Genomic DNA, 16,371 nt, shown 5'->3' with positions numbered 1-16,371 from the left:
AGGGCAAGACACCACGGTGTGGGTCAGCGCGAGGTGGAGTCACGATCACTGGACGGAGAGGCCAACACCTACTCTGCCAGCCAGTCCCAGACCAGCCACTGTCAATACTCACAGCGCGAGGTTGCTGGGCCGCCGTCAGGTAGTAATAGGGGGAGAGAACGGGGTCCGAACCGTGTGGTTCGGACCCCGTGAAGCTATAGCCTCAGTCGTGCGCTCAGAGAGCGTTGATCTGCGTGGCCAGGCGCGACTTGCGGTTCGCAGCGTTGTTCTTGTGCAGAACACCCTTCGAAACAGCCTTGTCGAGCTTGCGGGCAGCCACAGCATAAGCCTGCTGTGCCTCTTCCTTGTTGCCGGCAGCAATGTTCTCGCGAACGACGCGGACGTAGGACCGAACCTCGGACCGGACAGCCTTGTTGCGCTGACGAGCCTTCTCGTTGGTCTCGATCCGCTTGATCTGGGACTTGATATTAGCCAATTTCAACACTCTTTCGTGTTAGTGGTACATGGTCGTGAGGGCGCATCGAACCGACATGATCATCTCCGCGGGGAAACACATCGACGACATCGAATCCGACGGCGTCTTCACCCGACCTCGGCGAGACACACGCCTTGATGAAGACACAATCACCTATGATACAGGCTCGAGTCCCGGGCTGGAAATCCCTGCGCGCCCAGCAGCGCAGGGAAGATGCAGGCTCCGCTCGGCCGGTCTGTCCGGTCTCAGCCGGAGATGTGCTCGGCCACCCGGTCGAAGACGTCGCGGGGCATGATCGCGCCTTCCCTGCGGATCGAATCGGGATCGAGCCGGATGATGCGATCGAGGCGGAGCTCCGAGGGCCGCCCCTGCGAATCCCAGTCCCCGGTGCCGATGTTCATCCACTTCGCGTGCCGGTCCTGCCGGACCTCGCCGACGCCGCCGGGGATGTGATCCTTGCTGGTGAGCATGAGCGCGAGCACCCATCTGCCGTCACGTCCGAGGACGAGGGACGGTCGATCCTTGCCCTGCGAGTGGTCCTCCTCGAAGGGGACCCACCCCCAGACGACTTCGCCCGGATCGGCGTCGCCGTCGAGGTCGGGGGAGTAGCTGACCGTGATCGAGCCCGTGAAATCGCCGGGATACGCACCGGATCCGCCCTGGCCGCCCGAGTCGGAACGATCGGCAGACCCCGCCGAGGTGGCACCTCCGCCGCCGGACCGTGCCGGATTCGGCCGGCTGCCATCCGTTGGCTGCGATGCGCCTCCGGAGTTCTTCTTCGACTGCGATTGGCGCAGATAGCGCAGCCCTTCGCGGACACCGATTCTCGCGGCCCGATTGACCAGTGATCTCCAATTCATATGTCCAGCCTAAACGAGCCGGCTGTCACAGGCTGCAGAGAACTGTGTGCCGACCCGGTCGGGCAAACGATCCGTAATGATCGGGCGAGCGAGCCGTCACGGTCCGGCGAGCGAGCCGTCACGGTCACGAGAATTCGAGGACCGCCTCGACGGGGAAATGGTCGGAAGGGTACTTCCCGTCGACCTCGAACGTGTCGATGCGCGTGGACAGTGTGCGCAGGCCCGGGGTTGTGAGGATCCAGTCGATGCGCGGCTCGCCTGCCTTCGGACCCTTGTAGCGGTGGAAGGTGCCGATGTCCTCACCGGGGACCTCGGCTGCGGTGTCGGTGAGGCCGAGCTCGGTGCAGAAGAAGTCGTAGACCGGGGAGCCGGTGGCGACGTTGAAGTCACCGGTGACCACGCAGGGATGGGCCGCCTCGGCGATGGTCTCGGCCATGATCCGACCGGACTCGAGACGGGCGCGCTCGGACTTGTGATCGAGGTGGGTGTTGAGCACACGCAGACGCCGGTCGGTTGCGAAGTCACGGACATCGACCGTCGTCAGGGTGCGCGCATGCGAGACTCCCCACGATTCCGAGGCCACGGTGTCGGGCTGTTCGGACAGCCAGCTGATGTCCACGGTTTCCACCTCGAAGCGCTTCGAATCGAGGATCACGGCTGTGAACTCGCCGGAGTTGCCGCCGGAGTGGCCCTCTCCGAGCCAGATGTACTCCTCGGGCAGCAGGCTGATGAGCGTCTCGAGCTGGTCGAGTTCACCCTCCTGGGTGCCGATGAGGTGCGGACGTGCACGCCGGATGAGTTCGGCGGCAATGGGCAGCCGCTCGGCCACCGGATGACCGTCCATCGCGGGATAGCGGAGGTTGAAGCTCATGACCCGGAATTCGCTCATGACTCCATCTTCCCCGATCGGCACCGATCGGGGCGGCGAATCGCGAAAGACACGGACGATCACGACGTGCTTTCCCGTGGATTCCAGGTCCGCGCGCAAGTCATGAAACAATGGGGGATCCGGTCTGTCTGGGGACCTGGTCTGTCAAAGAAAGGGCGTTCATGTCACCTCAGGTGAATAAGGAAGCTGCAAAGCGGATCTCACCGTCTGCCACCTCACCCGAGCTGATTCGCAATTTCTGCATCATCGCTCATATCGACCATGGCAAATCGACCCTGGCCGACCGCATGCTCCAGATGACCGGCGTTGTCGAGAACCGCGATATGCGCGCCCAGTACCTTGACCGGATGGACATCGAACGCGAACGCGGAATCACCATCAAATCCCAGGCCGTGCGCATGCCGTGGGAACACGAGGACACCCCGTACGCGCTCAACATGATCGACACTCCCGGCCATGTCGACTTCAGCTACGAGGTCTCGCGGTCCCTGGCCGCCTGTGAAGGTGCACTGCTGCTCGTCGACTCCGCTCAGGGCATCGAAGCCCAGACGCTTGCCAACCTGTACCTGGCCATGGAGAACGATCTGACGATCATTCCGGTGCTCAACAAGATCGACCTGCCGGCCGCACAGCCGGAGAAATATGCGGAAGAGCTCGCCAATCTCATCGGCTGCGAACCCGAGGACTGCCTGCTCGTGTCCGGCAAGACCGGCGAAGGCGTCGAGGAGGTCCTCGACCGCATCATCACCGATATCCCTGCGCCCGTCGGCGATGCCGACGCCCCGGCCCGCGCGATGATCTTCGACTCGGTCTACGACACCTACCGGGGTGTGGTCACCTATGTCCGCGTCATCGACGGCTCTCTGTCCCCACGCGAGAAGATCGAGATGATGTCGACCGGCACCACCCATGAGCTGCTGGAGATCGGCGCTTCCATGCCCGAGCCCAAGGCGACGAAGGGACTGGGCGTCGGTGAGGTCGGCTACCTCATCACCGGTGTCAAGGATGTGCGCCTGTCGAAGGTCGGTGACACCGTGACCGCCGCTGCGGGACCCGCGACAGAGGCCCTCGGCGGCTACCGCGAACCCAAACCGATGGTGTTCTCCGGACTCTTCCCGATCGACGGGTCCGACTACCCGGTGCTGCGCGATGCGCTGGACAAACTCAAACTCAACGACGCCTCTCTCGCCTACGAACCCGAGACCTCGACGGCTCTGGGCTTCGGCTTCCGCTGCGGATTCCTCGGTCTCCTCCATCTCGAAGTGCTGCGTGACCGCCTGGAGCGAGAGTTCGATCTCGACCTCATCTCCACCGCCCCGTCCGTAATCTACGACGTGACCATGGAAGACGGTTCGGAGACCGTGGTGACGAACCCGAGCGAATACCCGACGGGCAAAATCAAGGAAGTCCGGGAACCGATGGTGCAGGCGACCATCCTCACCCCCAGCGACTACATCGGCGCGGTCATGGAACTGTGCCAGGATCGCCGAGGCAAACTCCAGGGCATGGACTACCTGTCCTCGGACCGCGTGGAGATCCGCTACCGTCTGCCGTTGGCGGAGATCGTCTTCGATTTCTTCGATCAGCTGAAGTCCCGGACCAAGGGCTACGCCTCCCTCGACTACTCCGATGACGGTCAGGACGCTTCCGACCTCGTCAAGGTCGACATCCTGCTGCACGGCGACCAGGTCGACGCATTCTCCGCGATCGTCCACCGCGACAACGCCTACTCCTACGGTGTGGCGATGGCCGGGAAGCTGCGCAAGCTCATCCCTCGTCAGCAGTTCGAGGTGCCCATCCAGGCAGCCATCGGCTCACGCATCATCGCCCGCGAGACGATCCGCGCCATCCGCAAGGACGTGCTTTCGAAGTGTTACGGCGGCGACATCAGCCGTAAGCGCAAGCTGCTCGAGAAGCAGAAGGAAGGCAAGAAGCGGATGAAGATGGTCGGCACCGTCGAGGTTCCGCAGGAAGCGTTCATCGCGGCCTTGTCCTCCGATGAGCCGGAAACGAAGGACAGCAAGAAGTAAGTGCCCGCACAACCGACCGGTGAGGTCCCTCCGCGCGACGGTTCGCTGCCGACATCGGTGGGGATCGGGGCCGCCGAGCGGGGGCTGAGCCTCTACATCCACGTCCCGTACTGCCGGGTCCGCTGCGGCTACTGTGACTTCAACACCTATACCGCCGACGACCTCGGCCCGGGCGCGTCCCGCGAGGACTACCGCAGCAATCTCGCCCGTGAGCTCGATCTGTCCGTGTCCACCCTCGCCGAGGCGGGGGCCGGCGACCGTGAGGTCTCGACCATCTTCTTCGGCGGAGGCACCCCGACCTTGCTCGCAGCGGATGTGCTCGCCGGGGTGATGGACGATGTCCGCGCCCGCTTCCGCCTGGCCGAGAATGTCGAAGTCACCACCGAAGCCAACCCCGACACCTTGGACCCCGCCTACATCGCGACCCTCGCAGGAGCCGGTTTCAACCGCATCTCCATGGGCATGCAGTCGGCCGTGCCACACGTGCTCGCGACCTTGGACCGCACCCACGATCCGGAGAAGCTCCCCGAGGTGGCCCGTTGGGTCAAGGACGCCGACCTCGAGCTCAGCCTCGACCTCATCTACGGCACTCCGGGGGAGTCGATCGACGATTGGCGTCGCTCTCTCGACGTGGCCCTGTCCAACGAGGTCGATCACATCTCGGCATATTCCCTGATCGTCGAACCGGGAACGAAGATGGGCGCGAGGGTTCGCCGCGGCGAACTGCCGATGCCCGATGAAGACGACTTGGCCGACAAATACGAGATCGCAGACTCAGCGATCTCCGCTGCCGGTCTGCACTGGTACGAAGTGAGCAATTGGTCGACCGGCCTCGAGACCCGCTGTGAGCACAATATGGCCTATTGGCGCAATGCCGACTGGTGGGGATTCGGGCCTGGTGCCCACTCACACGTCGGAGGCGTGCGGTTCTGGAATGCCAAACACCCCCGTGCCTGGGCCGATCGGCTGTTGGCAGGGGAGTCCCCGTCGATCGGTCGTGAGGTCCTCGACGTTCAGACTCGGGAGATCGAGCGGATCATGCTGGCGGCCAGGATCGACCGCGAACTGCGTCTCGATTCTCTGGCTGCTGGCAGTCAGCAGGCGATCAGAACCTTCGTCAAGCAGGGTCTGCTCGACGCCGATGGTGCCGCGGCCGGCTGGTTCCAGCCGACTCTGCAGGGACGTCTCATGGCCGACTATATGGTGCGCATCCTCACCGAATACGTGTGAACGAGACTCGCCCCGCCACTCGTGAACGAGCGGCAGGGCGAGCTGCTCAGCGAATCTGGCGGGGTGAGGCTGTCACTGCGCGTCAGATCACTTGATCCAGTTCGGCGTCATCGGAATGCGGTAGCCCTCACCGCGGTTGGCTGCCATGCCCGCGATGATCTCGATGACGATCATGTAGATCGAGAGCACCGGCAGGAGCAGGAGGATGAGGAAGCCGATGCCGACGATCGTGAGGATTCCGCCTATCAGCCCGATGCCGAACGCCGCGATGACACCGACGATCAGCAGATTCAGCGACTGTGCGCCGTGATGGCGGAGGAACGGCGACTTGTCCTTATTGATGATGAAGAGGATGAGCGTGACGATCCAGCCGACACCGACGACGTAGGTGGCGGCGTGAGCGAGGTGCGACCACAGCGCGGTCGTCCGTTCACTCTGATCCGCGTTCCAGAAGCCGAGGGAATTCGGGCCATAGGCCGCATCCGGCAGCTCGGCCCCCATGGGCACTCCGGCAGCAGCCGACTGCGCCGAGGATGCTCCCTGGAATCCGTAACCGGGCTGAGGGTGTCCCTGCGGAGCGCTGTAGGCCTGCTGAGATCCGTACGGCTGCTGGGCGCCGCCCGCCTGCTGTGAACCGTAGCCCGGCTGCGAACCATACGACTGCTGAGGGGGGTTCTGCTGCTGAGAACCGTAAGCCGGGTTCTGCTGCTGTGAGCCGTACCCTGGCTGGGAGCCCTGCTGAGTGTACGGCTGCTGCGAACCGGACTGCGGGGAATAGTTCGGAGGCATCGGCTGCGACTGTCCGTTGTTCGGCTGCTGCGGGTTGTCCGACATGAGAGTCCCTTCAGAGATTGCGATCACCTCACACTAACCCAGAGAATGCTGGCTGTCCCAGAGAATCCGGAGTGAGCGGGAATGGTCACTTCACAAAGTCGATGGTGAGCGGGAAATTGTAGCCCTCACCCTTGTTCGCGGCGACGGCCGCAATGATGTAGAAGATGCAGTAGACGAGCGGGACGATGAACGCTGCATACATAACGACGAAGCCGATCCCGAAGGTCACCAGTGCCAGGATGAAACCGACGAATCCGAAGACGATGAAGGCACCGAAGGTGACGATCGTGTTCGTGATCATCGCGTTGAGTCCCTGACGCGAGTGTTCGCGGACGAACGGGGATTCGTCCTTCTTCACCAGGAACATGATGAGCGGCATGAAGCCGAAGATGAGCGAGCCGAGGTGGGTCCACATTGCCGTGGTCCGGTCGGGTTCGTGGGCCATCCAGAACTGCTCGGAGCCGGGTCCGTAGGCCTGCTCAGGCAGCGAGCGGGAGTCGAACATCGCCGGGTTGTGCATCTGCGGCATTCCGTAGCCCGGCTGCGCGCTGTATCCCGGCTGAGCGCCGTACGCTCGCTGTGAACCATACCCCGACTGCCCACCGGAACCCGGCTGACCGCTGTGCGTCTGCGGCTGCGAATACTGCTGGCCCTGCGACGCGTAGGGCTGCTGCGAACCTGAGGCCTGAGAGTAGTTCGGCGGCATCGGCCGGCTGCCCGGCTGCTCGGGGTGATACGACATGGGGATCCTTTCGAAGTGTGCTTGCCATTCACCCTAATGGAGCGACGTGTCCCGAGGGTGTCGGGAAAGCCCCACTCCTGTGACAGATTCGGCACACGCCGACAGCTGCGCGTGGCCACCACGGACCACCGCGCCGCACCACCGACGACTCTCAACCGACGGTGACGAAGTCGATGAGCTCCTCGACGCGACCCGACAGCGTCGGTTCGACGTCGGCGATGGTGCTCACCCTCCCAAGGATGCGCACCCACCCGCGGGCAACGTCCCGATGGTCGGCGTGCGGCCATCCGATGCGACGCAGTATTCCCGTCTTCCAGTCCTCACCGCGGGGGACGACCGGCCATTCGCGGATGCCGACGACATGGGGCTTCACCGCCTGCCAGATATCGACGTACGGGTGACCGATGATGTGGACGACATCGCGATAGCGCGGATCGGACCGGACCGCCTCGGCGATCTTCGATTCCTTCGTCCCGCTCACCAGATGGTCGGCGAGGACACCGACTCGATGTTCCCGATCCGGACCGAAAGCCTCGAGCTTGTCGGCGACATCATCGAGACCGCCCAGGGGCTCGACGACGACGCCCTCGATGCGCAGGTCATCGCCCCAGATCTTCTCGACGAGTTCGGCGTCGTGCTTGCCCTCGACCCAGATCCGCGACCCACGAGCCACTCGAGCCTTCGCGCCGACCACGGCGCGAGACCCCGAGGCCGTCCGTCCGGGCTGCTGCGCCTTCTTCTTCGGCAGCTGCACATCGACAGGCTGACCCTCGAGGAGGAAGCCCGGCCCCAGGGGAAAGGCACGTACCTTGCCGACGCGATCTTCGAGCTTGACGACGACACCGGCCGTGGTCTTCTCCGCGCCGACGACAGCGCCGACATAGCCGCTCATCGCATCCTCGAGAACCATGCCCAGGCCGAGCTCGACCTGGCGGGACTTCTTCGGACGGTGCGACGACGGGGAGGAACCGGAGAGCACATCGGGGCCATAGCGATCAAAAGCATTCACGGGCACCCACCATAATCAAGGACGGTCCCGCAGGCGTGCAGACCCGCAGGCCACCCCAGAAATGAATTCCGGGAACGAGAGGCGTAGAATTGGCACTCAGACTCAGTGAGTGCCAAGAGCAGGCATGGAACCGCGATCGACCGGCGAGACGGAGAGGAGACCCGCGATGAACGACAGCAGACGAGCACAGGTGCTGCGCGCCATCGTCGAGGACTTCGTCGCCACCAACGAACCCGTGGGATCGAAGGCGATCGTCCAGCGTCACACCCTCGGAGTCTCTCCGGCCACGATCCGCAACGATATGGCTGCGCTCGAACAAGAGGGCTATATCGCCCAGCCCCACACTTCTGCCGGACGCATTCCCACCGACCTCGGCTACCGGATGTTCGTCGACCGGATCGATGAGTTCAAGCCGTTGACCACCGCCGAGCGGCGCGCGATCTTCCAACTCATCGACGGTGATGTCGACCTCGACGAGATGCTCGACCGCACCGTCCGCGTCCTCTCCGGCCTCACCCGACAGGTCGCGCTCATCCAATACCCGACAGTGTCGCGGGCGCGCATCAAGCACATCGAGATCGTCGGTCTCGGACCGGGCCGGATCCTCGTCGTCCTCATCACCGACGCCGGCCAAGTCGAGCAGAAGACCGTGACCACCACGAGCCCGCTCGACGAAGACGCCGTCCGGGGACTGCGCGACCAGATCAACGCCGAATTCGCCGGACGAACACTCGCGCAGGTCTTCGGATCGGCCCCCGCCGCCGAGGCGCCCGCCACCGAATCGAGTGACCCGGCCGCTCGTGACGACTCCGGACTCACACAGGTCAGGGCCGCCGTCGTCGACCTCGTCGCCGCGACGCGTGAAGAGCGCATCATCATGGCCGGCACCGCGAACCTCGCCCGCTCCGGAAGCGAATTCGGAGAGAAGATGGCCCCGATCCTCGAAGCCTTCGAAGAACAGGTGGTCCTGCTCAAGCTGCTCACCTCGATGGCCGAAGACCACGAGGAGATCAGCGTGCGCATCGGGCGTGAGAATACTCACGAATCATTCAGCTCGACTTCCGTCGTCGCCGCCGAATATGGTCATGACGCGGGTTCCTCGGCCAGACTGGCAGTGCTCGGCCCGACCCGAATGGACTATCCGACGACGATCTCGGCAGTCCGTGCCGTCGCCAAATACGTGTCCTCGATCCTCGATCGAGGGTAGGTCCCTTGACATCGACCAGGGGCACCCGCAGACGGGAAGCGCAGAACCGGTGAGCACCGCGCAAGGGCGCAGCCACCACCACGAACAGAGAAGACCACTACGTCAGGGAGAGAGAAGTTTCTGTGGCCGATCACTATGAAACACTCGGAGTGTCCAAAGATGCTTCCGCGGCTGAGATCAAGTCGTCGTACCGGAAGCTGGCACGCAAGTACCACCCGGACGTCAATCCCGGTCACGAAGACGAATTCAAAGCCATCTCACTGGCCTACGACGTGCTCTCCGACCCGGATAAGCGCCGCAACTACGATATGGGCGGCGGCGAGAATGGCCAGGGCTTCCCGGCCGGCGGCGGATTCGGCGGATTCGGCGACATCTTCGAGACCTTCTTCGGCGGTGGCGGCGGTCAGGCCGGAGGCCCGATCCCGCGCACCCAGCGCGGCAAGGATGCCCTCGTCGGCGTCAATATCGACCTGAAAACCGCGGCCTTCGGCGGCACCGTCGACCTCGACGTCACCACTGCAGTCGTCTGCGACACCTGTTCGGGCGCCGGCACGCAGGAAGGCACGAAGATCGAGACCTGCTCGCTGTGCCACGGAGCCGGCAGCGTCCAGCGCATGACCCGGACCCTGCTGGGTCAGATGGTCACGAACCAGACCTGCAACTCCTGCCACGGCTTCGGCACCGTCATTCCGAACCCCTGCCTCAACTGCCAGGGCGACGGACGCGTGCGCAAACAGCGGACCATGAAGATCCGCATCCCCGCCGGTGTCTCCGACGGCACCCGCATCCAGCTTTCCAGCCAGGGTGAGGTCGGCCCCGGAGGCGGACCCGCCGGTGACCTCTTCGTCGAGGTCATGGTCACCCGCCACGAGGTCTTCCAGCGCGACGGCGACAACCTCCGGGCCGCCATCTCCGTGCCGATGACCGCAGCGACCCTGGGCGCGAACATCCCGTTCGAGACCTTCGACGGCACTCAGGACCTCACCATCGCCGCCGGCACCCAGTCCGGCACCATCGTCAAACTCCCCGGACTCGGAGCCACCCGCCTGCGTTCGGAGACCCGCGGCGACCTGCTCATCACCGTCGACGTCCTCACCCCGGACAAACTCGACGACGAACAGCGCGAACTGCTCGAGAAACTCGCCGAACTGCGCGGCGAAGAGACACCGCGCGCCCAGATCTCGACCGAGAACCGCGGAATGTTCTCCCGCATGCGTGAGCGGTTCGCCGGTCGGTGAGTCTTCCCGTCTTCCGCTCCGCCACCGCCGCCGAGGCGGTCGTCGGGTCCGCCCTCACCCTCGGTGAGGACGTGGCCGGGCATGCGGTGCGGGTGCGTCGGATCGGTCCCGGCGAGGATATCGACATCGTCGACGGAGAAGGCACACGTGCGCGCGGAACCGTCACGGCCGCCTCGGCGAACCAGCTGACGATCGACGTCACCGAGGTGACGGTCGAGGACAGCGCGGGTCCGCGCCTCGTCCTCGTCCAAGCCCTGGCCAAGGGCGACCGGGACCTGCTGGCCATCGAAACGGCCACGGAGATCGGCGTCGACGACGTCATTCCCTGGGCGGCCGAACGCTCGATCGCCGACTGGCCGGCCAAGAAGCGGGAGAAGATGGCCGCGAAATGGGAGAACCTCCTCGGAGCGGCCTCCCTGCAGGCCAGACGAGCACGATTTCCCATCCTCCACGACCTCGTCCGCGGAGCCGCCCTGGCCAAGACCCTCGACGACGCCGACGCGGTCTTCGTCCTCCATGAGACCGCTCAGTTCAAGCTCTCCGAAGCGTTGGACGACCTGATCGCGAACGACTCGGCGCAGCTGCCGGAGCGCATCGTCTTCGTCGTCGGCCCCGAGGGCGGCATCAGCGACGGCGAACTCGCCGCCCTGACCGGCCGTGGAGCGACCCCGGTGCTGCTGGGACCGACGATCCTGCGCTCGTCATCGGCGGGACCCGCCGGTCTCGTCCTGGCCCAGAATTCATTGGGCCGTTGGTGAGGCATCGGACTAGGATGGAAGCACACTCAGGCGCTGCCGGTGACGGTGCGCTCACTTGCAAAGGAACATTCTGGACATCACCCCACCGAACCCGAACTCCATGAACCCCACCGACTCGGACACCGGCGCAACCGGTGACGGTGCCGCAGGCGTTGACGCCGTGACGGACACCCAAGGTGCCGATCGTGACACCGTGCGACTGGTCATCCCCGACTCCATCGACCTCGTCGCCTTCTTCGGTCCCGGAGAATCGAACCTGCGCGCCCTGGAGAAGACCTTCGCCGACCTCGACATCCACGTCCGAGCCAACCAGGTCCAGGTCACCGGCGACCCGAAACGCGTCGAAGCCTTCGTCAGCGTCATCGGGGAACTCAAGAAACTCCACGCGGCCGGCCATCGCATCAACGAAGAGACGATCGAGAGGGTCACGACGTTCTCCTCCGAAGGAGCGGCCGCCTCGGCGGTGCTGGGCACGAACATCCTCTCCACCAGGGGAAAGTCGATCCGTCCGAAGACGATGGGCCAGCACGACTACGTCAGGGCCATCCGCAACCACACGATCACCTTCGGCATCGGTCCGGCCGGAACCGGAAAGACCTACCTGGCGATGGCCATGGCCGTCAACGCCCTCCAGCACAAAGAGGTCTCACGGATCATCCTCACCCGGCCGGCCGTCGAGGCCGGGGAGTCGCTGGGCTACCTGCCGGGCACGCTCAACGACAAGATCGACCCGTATGTGCGTCCGCTCTATGACGCCCTGCACGACATGGTCGACCCCGAATCGATCCCGCTGCTCGTCGAGACCGGAACGATCGAGGTCGCGCCCCTGGCCTATATGCGCGGGCGCACCCTCAACGACGCGTTCATCATCCTCGACGAAGCACAGAACACGACGGCCGAGCAGATGAAGATGTTCCTCACGCGCCTCGGCTTCGGGTCACGCATGGTCGTCACCGGTGACATCTCCCAGATCGACCTGCCGGGCAAGACCCGCAGCGGACTCAAGGTCGTCCGCGACATCCTCGACGGAATCGAGGACCTGCAGTTCTGCGAACTGGGCAGCAAGGACGTCGTCCGGCATTCGCTGGTGACGAAGATCGTCGAAGCCTACGACCTGTGGGGTAGTGCCGAATGAACACCGAGATCCTCAACGAGACCGACGCCGAGGTGGACCTGGACGAAGTCGTGGCCCTGACCGAATATCTCGGTGAAGCCCTGCACATGCACCCCGGTGCGGAGCTGGCCGTGACCATGGTCGACGGGGCGGCCATGTCCGAACTCCACGTCACCTGGATGGACCTCGAAGGACCGACCGATGTGATGTCCTTTCCCATGGACCAGCTCCACCAGGGCGAGCCGGAGAAGCCGACCGAAGGTCAGATGGGCGACATCATCATCTGCCCCGAGGTCGCCGAGGCCCAGGCCCGGGCGGCCGGTCATTCGACGATGGACGAGATCCTGCTGCTGACCGTCCACGGATTCCTCCACCTGCTCGGCTACGACCACGGTGAGCCCGAAGCGCGGGAAGAGATGTTCGCCCTCCAGCGGCATCTGCTGCTGACCTTCTTCGCGGCACGCTACGACGGCCGCACCGACATTCCCACCCCCACCGAGGTCTGATCGTGTTCATGTTCTTCCTCGGGGCGGCACTGTGCCTCATCATCGCAGCCACCCTCTCCGCCGTGGATGCCGCGCTGCTCAACGTCTCCCACCATGCGATCGAAGAGGCGAAGGAGGACGGCAAGCGCTCAGCGGTGCGTGTCGAGAGGATCCTCGCGGATCTGCCGACGAACATCAACGTCATCATCTTCGTCCGCAACTTCCTCGAAGCACTCGCCACGGTGTTCATCGCCCTGGCCTACGACTCCTACTACTCCGTGGGGCCGCTCATGGTCCTCCTCACGGTGATCACCGCGTCGGTGGCGGTCTTCATCATCGCCGGAGTCTCCCCACGGACGATCGGCAAGCGCCGGTCGCTGGCCGTCAGCCTCAACCTCAGCTGGGTCGTGCGCGTCGTCCTCGTCGTGCTCAAACCGCTCACCCGCATCCTCGTCGTGCTCGGCAATCTGTTGACCCCGGACAAGGTGTACAAGGACGGTCCGTTCGTGACCTCCGAACAGCTGCGCGATCTCGTCGAGCGCGCCAGCGAATCCGATGTCATCGAAGACGGCGAACGCGAGATGATCCAATCGGTGTTCAACCTCTCAGACACCTCGGCGAACGAGGTCATGGTGCCGCGCACCGACCTCATCACCGTCGATGCGGACGTGAGCCTGCAGAAGGCGATGAACCTGTTCTTCCGCTCCGGCTTCTCCCGCATCCCCGTCTGCGGGGAGGACCTCGACGACGTCCGCGGAGTCGCCTACCTCAAGGACGTCGCCCGCCGCCTCCACCTCCACCCCGAGGAGGCTGACCGTCCCGTGGGCAACCTGGCCCGCTCCGTCCTGTTCGTCCCGGAGACGAAGCCGGCAGATGACCTGCTGCGGCAGATGCAGCTGGATTCGACGCATCTGGCGATCCTCATCGACGAATACGGCGGCACCGCAGGGTTGGTGACCATCGAGGACATCGTCGAAGAGATCGTCGGCGAGATCGAAGACGAATACGACAACGGCGATGACGAACTCGTCGCCGCCGCAGACGGATCGTTCATCATCAGCACCCGCATGTCGATCTCCGACTTCGCCGAATACTTCGATGTGCGCATCGACGAAGACGATGTCAACAGCGTCGGCGGACTGCTCTCGAAGCTCATCGACCGAGTGCCCATCGACGGTTCGCATGCGTCGATCGAGGGCCTCGAGATCGAAGCCATGGAGGGCCAGGGCCGACGCCACCGGATCACCCACGTGCGGGTCACCCGCACCCACGAGAACAGCAGACACGCACAGCGAACCGCCGCAGCCGAAGGTTCGGGGACGAAGGAAGAGGACTGAGATGGAATTTCGCACGGACTACCCCGATGACTATCGGGCCGGCTTCGCCTGCTTCGTGGGGCGCCCGAATACGGGAAAGTCGACGCTGACGAACGCCCTGGTGGGGGAGAAGGTCGCGATCACCTCGGCCAAACCTCAGACGACCCGGCATACGATCCGTGGAATCGTCCACAAGGACGACCACCAGCTCATCCTCATCGACACCCCCGGACTGCACAAACCGCGCACCCTGCTCGGTTCCCGACTCAACGATCTCGTGGCATCCACGCTGGGCGAGGTCGACGTCATCGGCTTCTGTCTGCCCGCCGATGAGCCGATCGGTCCCGGCGACCGCTATATCGCCTCCCAGCTGGCGCTGCTGGACGGACGGACCCCGATCGTGGCGCTCGTGACGAAGGTCGACCGGGTGCCCAAGGACAAGATCGCCGAGGCGCTGCTGGCCGTCGGCGAGCTCGCCGACTTCGCCGATGTCGTCCCAGTCTCCGCGGTCGAGGGCTTCCAGGTCGACACCGTCGATTCGGTGATCGCTGCGCATCTGCCGAAATCTCCTCCGCTCTACCCCGACGGTGACCTCACGGACGAGCCGGAAGAGAAGATGATCGCCGAGCTCGTGCGCGAAGCGGCCCTCGAAGGCGTGCGTGACGAACTGCCCCATTCCCTGGCCGTGCAGGTTGAGGAGATGTACCCGCGGGAAGGACGCAGCGAGGACAATCCGCTGTGGAACGTCCACGTCAACCTCTACGTCGAACGTCCGAGCCAGAAGGCCATCATCATCGGCAAGGGCGGAAGTCGGCTCAAGACCATCGGGTCGGAATCCCGGCAGGGCATCGAGCGGCTCCTCGGCACGAAGGTCTACCTCGACCTGCACGTCAAGGTGGCCAAGGACTGGCAGCGCGATCCCAAACAGCTCGGCCGCCTCGGCTTCGACTTCAACAACTGATCTGCCGGGTCGGTCGCCGCTGGTGAGGCGAACAGCGCGCTGACGGACGGGGAAGGCAGGAGGCGGAAGAGGCGCGGATCCGCAGCTTGTGACGGGCATCACCCTCCTGGGCCCGAGTTGAACCGCGCGCTCGAGCCTGCCTTAGACTAGGCCGAGTGAATGCCGAGCAGACTCTGGTCGCACTGAGCGACCGATCCCCACAGGTTGCCCCCGAAGAGCTCATCGCAGGTCTCGTGCCGCCGCCTCAGTTCGAGGACGTGTCCTTCGACAGCTACCGCACCGATCCTGCGGAGCCCTCGCAGGAAGAGGCACGGAACAAGCTGCGGGAATTTACCCAGCGCTCGACCAACAAGGGATTCTTCGGCAAGCTGTTCTCGAAGGGCAGATCCGATGCCAAGGGCGTCTACCTCGACGGCGGCTACGGTGTCGGCAAGACTCACCTGTTGGCTTCGGCTTGGCATGCCAACGAGAAGCCGGCGACCTTCGGCACCTTCGTCGAGTACACGAACCTCGTCGGTGCCCTCGGCTTCGCCCGGGCTCGCGACGACCTGTCGAAGATGAAGCTCGTCTGCGTCGACGAATTCGAACTCGACGATCCCGGCGACACCGTGCTCATGTCGCGACTGATGCGTGAACTCACCGATGCCGGAGTGAAGATCATTGCGACATCGAACACTCTGCCCGGATCTTTGGGGGAGGGGCGCTTCGCCGCTCAGGACTTCCTGCGCGAGATTCAGGCGTTGGCCGATCAGTTCGAGGTCTATCGCATCGACGGCAAGGACTACCGTGCCCGTGAGCTGACCGCCCCAGCGGACCCGCTGCCGGAATCCGAACTGGATTCGGCCGCGAGCCGGCTTGACGGAGTTGTGGCTCGCGATGACTTCTCCGAGCTGCTCAGCCACCTGTCCACGGTTCACCCCTCACGTTACGGGCGGATGGTCGACGGAATCGAAGCGGCTGTGTGGGAGAACGTGCGCACGATCGACAACGAGAGTGTGGCTCTTCGCTTCGTGGCGCTTGTCGACCGGCTCTACGATCGCAATGTGCACATCATCAACTCCGGTGCCGCTCTCGACAAGGTCTTCACTGAAGAATCGCTGGCGGGCGGGTACAAGAAGAAGTACATGCGCTGCCTCTCGCGACTGACCGCTCTGTCGTCCTGAGCCGAGAGGCCATCGACGCCCGTCGCACCTCTGATGAAGGTGGGACGGGCGTCGGTCGTC

General features: G+C 64.3%; 16 protein-coding genes. 10 read left to right on the top strand and 6 right to left on the bottom strand.

Translation table 11 applies throughout. The features are described 5' to 3' along the window. Positions 1 to 214: 214 nt before the first annotated feature. From rpsT to BI49514_RS14680, 3 genes are all read right to left on the bottom strand, one after another. Entirely contained in the window at positions 215 to 475 is a 261-nt protein-coding gene (rpsT, locus tag BI49514_RS14690; protein WP_101547212.1) for a 30S ribosomal protein S20, read from the bottom strand. 245 nt (positions 476 to 720) lie between these two features. After that, entirely contained in the window at positions 721 to 1,335 is a 615-nt protein-coding gene (locus BI49514_RS14685) for a type II toxin-antitoxin system PemK/MazF family toxin (RefSeq protein ID WP_101547211.1), read from the bottom strand. 124 nt (positions 1,336 to 1,459) lie between these two features. Then, a complete protein-coding gene (locus tag BI49514_RS14680) occupies positions 1,460 to 2,224 on the bottom strand; it encodes an endonuclease/exonuclease/phosphatase family protein (RefSeq protein ID WP_101547214.1) in 765 nt (254 codons plus the stop codon). Between the two features lie 161 nt (positions 2,225 to 2,385). Between BI49514_RS14680 and lepA the strand changes: the two genes are divergently transcribed. After that, complete coding sequence (gene lepA / locus BI49514_RS14675) at positions 2,386 to 4,254, top strand: translation elongation factor 4 (RefSeq protein WP_101547210.1); 1,869 nt, start codon at positions 2,386 to 2,388, stop codon at positions 4,252 to 4,254. After that, complete coding sequence (gene hemW, locus BI49514_RS14670) at positions 4,255 to 5,484, top strand: radical SAM family heme chaperone HemW (protein ID WP_101547209.1); 1,230 nt, start codon at positions 4,255 to 4,257, stop codon at positions 5,482 to 5,484. An 87-nt stretch (positions 5,485 to 5,571) separates the two neighbouring features. On the opposite strand, the gene BI49514_RS14665 is transcribed toward hemW, so the two are convergent. From BI49514_RS14665 to BI49514_RS14655, 3 genes are all read right to left on the bottom strand, one after another. Then, complete coding sequence (locus tag BI49514_RS14665; RefSeq protein ID WP_101547208.1) at positions 5,572 to 6,318, bottom strand: DUF4870 domain-containing protein; 747 nt, start codon at positions 6,316 to 6,318, stop codon at positions 5,572 to 5,574. An 85-nt stretch (positions 6,319 to 6,403) separates the two neighbouring features. Then, on the bottom strand, positions 6,404 to 7,060 hold the full coding sequence (locus BI49514_RS14660) for a DUF4870 domain-containing protein (protein WP_101547207.1): 657 nt from the start codon (positions 7,058 to 7,060) through the stop codon (positions 6,404 to 6,406). A gap of 151 nt (positions 7,061 to 7,211) precedes the next feature. Beyond that, on the bottom strand, positions 7,212 to 8,075 hold the full coding sequence (locus tag BI49514_RS14655; protein ID WP_101547206.1) for a DUF3097 family protein: 864 nt from the start codon (positions 8,073 to 8,075) through the stop codon (positions 7,212 to 7,214). A gap of 160 nt (positions 8,076 to 8,235) precedes the next feature. Between BI49514_RS14655 and hrcA the strand changes: the two genes are divergently transcribed. The 8 genes from hrcA (at position 8,236) to zapE (ending at position 16,311) form a co-directional block, all read left to right on the top strand. Beyond that, entirely contained in the window at positions 8,236 to 9,276 is a 1,041-nt protein-coding gene (gene hrcA, locus BI49514_RS14650) for a heat-inducible transcriptional repressor HrcA (protein ID WP_101547205.1), read from the top strand. Between the two features lie 122 nt (positions 9,277 to 9,398). Next, positions 9,399 to 10,514 carry a molecular chaperone DnaJ gene (dnaJ, locus tag BI49514_RS14645; protein WP_101547204.1) on the top strand — a complete coding sequence of 372 codons (1,116 nt, stop codon included), beginning with the start codon at positions 9,399 to 9,401 and terminating at the stop codon, positions 10,512 to 10,514. Beyond that, the gene (locus BI49514_RS14640) at positions 10,511 to 11,272 is read left to right on the top strand and encodes a 16S rRNA (uracil(1498)-N(3))-methyltransferase (protein ID WP_101547203.1); all 762 of its coding nucleotides are present in this window, start codon (positions 10,511 to 10,513) and stop codon (positions 11,270 to 11,272) included. Before dnaJ ends, BI49514_RS14640 begins: the two co-directional genes overlap by 4 nt. Before the next feature lie 100 nt (positions 11,273 to 11,372). Beyond that, a complete protein-coding gene (locus tag BI49514_RS14635) occupies positions 11,373 to 12,407 on the top strand; it encodes a PhoH family protein (protein ID WP_101547202.1) in 1,035 nt (344 codons plus the stop codon). After that, complete coding sequence (gene ybeY / locus BI49514_RS14630; RefSeq protein WP_101547201.1) at positions 12,404 to 12,892, top strand: rRNA maturation RNase YbeY; 489 nt, start codon at positions 12,404 to 12,406, stop codon at positions 12,890 to 12,892. Before BI49514_RS14635 ends, ybeY begins: the two co-directional genes overlap by 4 nt. 8 nt (positions 12,893 to 12,900) lie before the next feature. Continuing rightward, complete coding sequence (locus tag BI49514_RS14625; protein ID WP_244195336.1) at positions 12,901 to 14,208, top strand: hemolysin family protein; 1,308 nt, start codon at positions 12,901 to 12,903, stop codon at positions 14,206 to 14,208. Between the two features lies 1 nt (position 14,209). Next, the gene (gene era, locus BI49514_RS14620) at positions 14,210 to 15,148 is read left to right on the top strand and encodes a GTPase Era (protein WP_101547199.1); all 939 of its coding nucleotides are present in this window, start codon (positions 14,210 to 14,212) and stop codon (positions 15,146 to 15,148) included. 155 nt (positions 15,149 to 15,303) lie between these two features. Further along, the gene (gene zapE, locus BI49514_RS14615) at positions 15,304 to 16,311 is read left to right on the top strand and encodes a cell division protein ZapE (RefSeq protein ID WP_101547198.1); all 1,008 of its coding nucleotides are present in this window, start codon (positions 15,304 to 15,306) and stop codon (positions 16,309 to 16,311) included. The last annotated feature ends 60 nt before the right edge of the window (positions 16,312 to 16,371 follow it).

Source organism: Brevibacterium iodinum ATCC 49514 (genome assembly GCF_900169265.1).
GTDB lineage: Bacteria > Actinomycetota > Actinomycetes > Actinomycetales > Brevibacteriaceae > Brevibacterium > Brevibacterium iodinum.
The sequence above is the reverse complement of the archived record's forward strand: the minus strand, read 5'-3'. Positions and strand labels throughout refer to the sequence as shown.

Excerpts from the sequence above, each read along its gene's own strand:
- lepA (WP_101547210.1), top strand. The coding sequence starts at position 2,386 with ATGTCACCTCAGGTGAATAAGGAAGCTGCAAAGCGGATCTCACCGTCT.
- BI49514_RS14625 (WP_244195336.1), top strand. The coding sequence starts at position 12,901 with ATGTTCTTCCTCGGGGCGGCACTGTGCCTCATCATCGCAGCCACCCTC.
- BI49514_RS14635 (WP_101547202.1), top strand. The coding sequence starts at position 11,373 with ATGAACCCCACCGACTCGGACACCGGCGCAACCGGTGACGGTGCCGCA.
- BI49514_RS14680 (WP_101547214.1), bottom strand. The coding sequence starts at position 2,224 with ATGAGCGAATTCCGGGTCATGAGCTTCAACCTCCGCTATCCCGCGATG.
- BI49514_RS14665 (WP_101547208.1), bottom strand. The coding sequence starts at position 6,318 with ATGTCGGACAACCCGCAGCAGCCGAACAACGGACAGTCGCAGCCGATG.
- BI49514_RS14685 (WP_101547211.1), bottom strand. The coding sequence starts at position 1,335 with ATGAATTGGAGATCACTGGTCAATCGGGCCGCGAGAATCGGTGTCCGC.
- ybeY (WP_101547201.1), top strand. The coding sequence starts at position 12,404 with ATGAACACCGAGATCCTCAACGAGACCGACGCCGAGGTGGACCTGGAC.
- era (WP_101547199.1), top strand. The coding sequence starts at position 14,210 with ATGGAATTTCGCACGGACTACCCCGATGACTATCGGGCCGGCTTCGCC.
- BI49514_RS14660 (WP_101547207.1), bottom strand. The coding sequence starts at position 7,060 with ATGTCGTATCACCCCGAGCAGCCGGGCAGCCGGCCGATGCCGCCGAAC.
- hrcA (WP_101547205.1), top strand. The coding sequence starts at position 8,236 with ATGAACGACAGCAGACGAGCACAGGTGCTGCGCGCCATCGTCGAGGAC.